We start from the raw sequence: 4,870 nt of genomic DNA, 5'->3' as shown, positions 1-4,870 counted from the left end.
ATAGATTTTCCAATAATTTTTGTTGGTGAGTAACTTATAGATAACGTGTTTGTATATGGTTTGTTGCGTGTTTAAGAACGTAATTTAGCAAATAAAAACCGAATAGAAAATCCGCGAGGGTTTTCGTAAGCAGGCTAGAACCAGCAATAAATTATATACGGTGTTGGCAGTAGTTTTTTATTCAGGTTTCAATTCATTAATGTTTTTTCTTTGAATTGCTCTCAATTTGGTAATTAAATCATCTCCTTTTTCGGTTAATTTCCAATATGTACTATTATCCTTTAATGACCTTTTTTTGTTACTTTTTTCAATTAACATTAATGCTTTCAGTTGAATTATTATTGAGGAAAAATTATCTGAAATTACCGAAACACTAAAATATTCTTTTTTTTCTTGAACTGTAAGATGTAATATATAGGAATCTAATCTACTCTTATAATCTTCTTCTTTTGCTTCGTCAATTAAAATGGCACAAGTTTTAGAGAATAAATCGTTCCACTTGACATTCATCATTTCAGTTTCCCAGTTACTTCTTCTTTCAGATTTAAAACCATATTTAACTTCAAACAAATCGTCATCTTGAAGCAAATCAATGTTTTGTGTTTCATTGTTGCTTTTTATTAAATTTTCTAATTCTTGTATTTTTTGTTTTAGTTCAAGAATTTCGATATTTGCTTCACTTGAACTAATGGTGTCAGATTTTACCCATCCGATTCTTGGTTTTGTCTTTATTAATTTAATTAAACTTCTGCTAACAATTGAGCCGAGCTCTGTAGGTGAACCCCAAAACTTTACTAATTTTTCAGAAACGAGTTTTTTAAATTCCTTTAATTTTTGTTCTTTTTCTGAATCTTTATCCGTTTTACCTGTTATTATTTTATCAGGACTTTTATGAAGAAATGAAATTACAGGAACACCAATTTTTAAGGCGTATTCGTATTCCATTTGTGTAAAACTAATTCCTTCTTTGTTCAAGGAACCATATCTTCCACCAACAATTAATATATAATAATCACATTCATCGATTAATTCTTTTATCAATGTCCATTGGTCATCGTCAGTCGCTGGAAATAATTCCATTCCAATCGGAATGCAATCTAATTCAAGTAGAGCCTGAATTACTTCTTTTCTCTCGTCTACTAAATCCTGATAAGTTGAACTAACAAAAACTGAATATTTTTTTATTTGTAGCATTTTGATATTTGTGGGTTTAAATTACTGCCAACGTGTTTGTATATGGTTTGTTGCGTGTTTAAGAACGTAATTTAGCAAATAAAAACCGAATAGAAAATCCGCGAGGGTTTTCGTAAGCAGTCTAGAACTAGCAATAAATTATATACGGTGTTGGCAACTGGCTTTTACTTTTTGTTTAAATCAGCCATATACTCAGATTCTATTTGATATTTATAATATTTAAGATTTCCATTATCAAATCCTAATTCAATAATATTGGCAAATTCTTTTGTGTCATCTAATAAATTATCGATTAGAGAGATTATTATATATCCATTTTTACTATCTGTTATTTTTAGTTTATAAGCGTTTGGGAATTTATTTTTAATTTCATCTATATCAGTTTTGCTATTCAGTAATATTTCAGGAGTTTCAATTTTGATATTTTTATTGTCAAATGATAAATAGCTTAAATATCCAATTTTGTCATAAGTATCAAATCCGAATTTTGAAATTGAATCATAAATCCAACAATTATATTTAAGATCTTTTTTACCAGGTTTTAAGTCAGAGAAAATAACGCAATTTTCTTTTTTATGTGTAGGTTTTCCAAATGTGTGAATTATTTCATTTTGATTTAGAATAATAGGTTTTCCATTAAATCTAGTATCAGAAATATTTATTGTTTCTGGTCTAGAAGATAATTCTGAATCTGTTGTTTTGTTCTGCTTACAAGAAGTCAGAATTATTAATGTAATAAGGGAAAACACTCTTAGGTAGTTCATTTTTCAGCTTGTTGCCAACGTGTTTGTATATGGTTTGTTGCGTGGTTAAGTACGTAATTTAGCAAATAAAAACCGAATAGAAAATCCGCGAGGTTTTCGTAAGCAGGCTAGAACCAGCAATAAATTATATACGGTGTTACCACACGTTTTTAATTTTCGACTTTTTCTAATTCAGAAATATTTTCTTCTTTTAATGAATATGATTTAATAATCATTACAGTTATAATAGCTAAAGGTATTCCGATTATTGACAAAATCATATCTCCAACTGTACTATTTAAAAAGTTTTCTATTGTCTCTGCTTTAAAAGTTCTTTTCATAACATATTTACCAATATAATTAGATACAATCCATAAAGTCCACCAAAGTCCAATTATCATTGTGCTATTGTCTGTGTATTCAGAAGTTTTAGATTTTATTAATTGAGTAGTTTTAGTCCACATTTCTTTCATTATTTGATATGGACGATATAATGATATTATTGGTACAAACCAACTTCCGGATGCCCAACCATCAGAATGATTACAATTTGTTCTAATATTTAAGTTATAATATGCCCTTCTAAACCATTGAATAAAAGTTACCGCAGAAATTATAAAAACTACTAAATATAAAATTCCTATGATTTGTTCCCTGGAATCATTTGAGTTTAACATTTGTTCAGTTACTTCTTCGTTGTTTTGCAGTGACTTAAGTAAATTATATTGTAAGTAAGATGAAAATATTGATATAATGTCAAGAGCCATAACTATCCAAATAAATAATTGAGCGAGTTTTGCTCTCTTTAAATTAGGTCTAATTGCATTAATTTTATTCTTTGTTCCTAAAATGACATTATTATCAAGGTTAAAGTCTGTACAAGTATTCACGAAGTTCATACTTTTCCCTTTTATATTACAAATGTTTTCTTTTTCATTTACTCCTTTCTTTCGATTTAAACATTGTTTGCAATTTTCGAATTGTTCTTCTGTCATTTTTGAGTTTGGGGTTTAATGTGTGGTAACGTGTTTGTATATGGTTTGTTGCGTGATTAAGAACGTAATTTAGCAAATAAAAACCGAATAGAAAATCCGCGAGGGTTTTCGTAAGCAGGCTAGAACCAAGCAATAAATTATATACGGTGTTGTGCAACGTTTTTTATTCAATTTTTTTATACTCAAGTCGGTTTTTCCAAGTTGTTCCATCCAAAAAAGCAATTATCAAAAAAGCTCCAGACCTATGATTTGAATAGTCAAAAATTAGATTTCCATTTTCAGATTTACTTAATCGAGTTCTTTTAATATCAATAGCTCCAGCAAGGTAAGGTATCAATAAGAATCCAGTGTTTTTATTTTTTAGATATAAATAACCGTCTTTTTTTAATCTTGTTTTTAAAATCCGTTCCCTAAAGACTTTGTTGTTTTCTATATAACTTATTTTTATTTTTTTTTCGTTTATCATTTTCAATCCGAATTTATAAGTTTTCAGACTGTCAAGATGTAAAGTGTCTTTAATGAGTTTTCTGTCAATTTCTTCTAGAAAATTATTTCCAGTCCACATTTGTTGTTTAAATTTCTTAAACACCGTATCATAATCAATTTGAGCAATTTCGTAAAGTCCATCTAATTCCGATAAGTTACTTTTCTTTAATGGACTTAAATTGGTCAAATTCTTATCAAATGTCGCGCAACTTTGTAAAATCAATATTGGTATTAAAAAGTAAATTATTCTTTTCATTTTAGATTTTTCTTAAATGTTGCACAACGTTGTTGTGTATGGTTAGTTGCGTGGTCAAGCAACTAATTTAGCAAATAAATCACAGATAGAATATTCCGAAGGAATGTTCGTAAGTCGGCAGTGACCAAGCAATTAATTATACACGGTGTTGTGTACAGTTATTTATTTGTATTCATATATAAATTCATTTCTCAATTTGTCCATTCGTCCAAACTCTTTTTTATTTTTAAGTTTTCCATTTTTGTCATAAATGAAAAGAGTATATTCTGTTACGATATTTTTTTTCTTATAAACTTTCTCAATTTTACTTAGTCCAAATGTGTTGTATTCATATCGATAAAATTCGTGGTCGCTGTCATCTCTTTTTATTATTTGACCTTTTTTATCGTATTCGTACGTAAATTTTTTTCGATATTTTTTTCTGGTCGGAAACGTTTCGGAAATTAAAAGTCCATTTTTGAAGTCATCTATTCTATACAAAGCAGAATCTCTATAATGTTCAATTCGTTTGAGTTTTCCAAATAGATTGTACTTGTAATAGTTCTTTCCGTCTAAATCTGTTATAAAGTTGAGCTTTCCTTTTCTTTTATATTCCTTTTCTATAGTTGTCGTATTTCTTTTGAGTATTGGTTCGGATTTCAATAAAACAAGGCTGTCTGGGTTTTGATAATTGTCGTAATAGGTTTTCAAAATTCCGTTTCCAATTCCAGTTTCATAGTTTTTCGAATTCCAATTTTGTCTTACATCTGAAAATTTTCCTTTTGAAATATAAAAGTGTCCAAATTTTGATGAGTCATTTAGAAACTCTATTTTTTTATAGTAAAAACCACTTTTATACTCAGTCAGTTTCGAACAAAGAGTGGTGTCGTTAGTTTTTTGGTTTATAACCCATTCATATCTTATTGACTTAACTTCAGATGTGTCAATTTTTACTTGCGAAAAGCCCGAAGTAGAAACCATAATTAAGATGATAAGTAGGATGTTTTTCATAATTGTACACAACGTATACGTATATGGAAAGTAGCGTTTAAATAATGACTTGTCTTTCCGGCTTGTATATATTTTATAAAGAAACAAAAAATATTGATTAAACAACCAATTAGCTATTTTATATATACGTTGTTATGTTTAGTAATTTGGATATTCCGTTGGGAATCTCCAAGATTACGTAGTAAGCACTGACGCTACATAGATAC

The 4,870-nt window shown here is 28.5% G+C and carries 5 protein-coding genes; all 5 read right to left on the bottom strand.

What is annotated here, in order from left to right; translation table 11 throughout:
• Positions 1-177 precede the first annotated feature (177 nt).
• The gene (locus ACVCZW_RS17365) at positions 178-1,194 is read right to left on the bottom strand and encodes a DUF4062 domain-containing protein (RefSeq protein ID WP_452233024.1); all 1,017 of its coding nucleotides are present in this window, start codon (positions 1,192-1,194) and stop codon (positions 178-180) included.
• Between the two features lie 164 nt (positions 1,195-1,358).
• Positions 1,359-1,958: a hypothetical protein gene (locus ACVCZW_RS17360; RefSeq protein ID WP_452233023.1), complete on the bottom strand. Its 600-nt coding sequence runs from the start codon at positions 1,956-1,958 to the stop codon at positions 1,359-1,361.
• Between the two features lie 149 nt (positions 1,959-2,107).
• A complete protein-coding gene (locus ACVCZW_RS17355) occupies positions 2,108-2,932 on the bottom strand; it encodes a DUF4328 domain-containing protein (RefSeq protein ID WP_055446244.1) in 825 nt (274 codons plus the stop codon).
• Between the two features lie 163 nt (positions 2,933-3,095).
• Positions 3,096-3,674: a hypothetical protein gene (locus tag ACVCZW_RS17350; RefSeq protein WP_452233022.1), complete on the bottom strand. Its 579-nt coding sequence runs from the start codon at positions 3,672-3,674 to the stop codon at positions 3,096-3,098.
• A gap of 162 nt (positions 3,675-3,836) precedes the next feature.
• Positions 3,837-4,664: a hypothetical protein gene (locus ACVCZW_RS17345; protein WP_452233021.1), complete on the bottom strand. Its 828-nt coding sequence runs from the start codon at positions 4,662-4,664 to the stop codon at positions 3,837-3,839.
• Between the last annotated feature and the right edge of the window lie 206 nt (positions 4,665-4,870).

This window comes from Lacinutrix sp. MEBiC02595 (genome assembly GCF_053601555.1).
This window is presented reverse-complemented; position numbering and strand designations above follow the sequence as displayed.

Coding starts and splice junctions, on each gene's coding strand:
- ACVCZW_RS17365 (WP_452233024.1), bottom strand. CDS start 1,194: ATGCTACAAATAAAAAAATATTCAGTTTTTGTTAGTTCAACTTATCAG.
- ACVCZW_RS17360 (WP_452233023.1), bottom strand. CDS start 1,958: ATGAACTACCTAAGAGTGTTTTCCCTTATTACATTAATAATTCTGACT.
- ACVCZW_RS17355 (WP_055446244.1), bottom strand. CDS start 2,932: ATGACAGAAGAACAATTCGAAAATTGCAAACAATGTTTAAATCGAAAG.
- ACVCZW_RS17350 (WP_452233022.1), bottom strand. CDS start 3,674: ATGAAAAGAATAATTTACTTTTTAATACCAATATTGATTTTACAAAGT.
- ACVCZW_RS17345 (WP_452233021.1), bottom strand. CDS start 4,664: ATGAAAAACATCCTACTTATCATCTTAATTATGGTTTCTACTTCGGGC.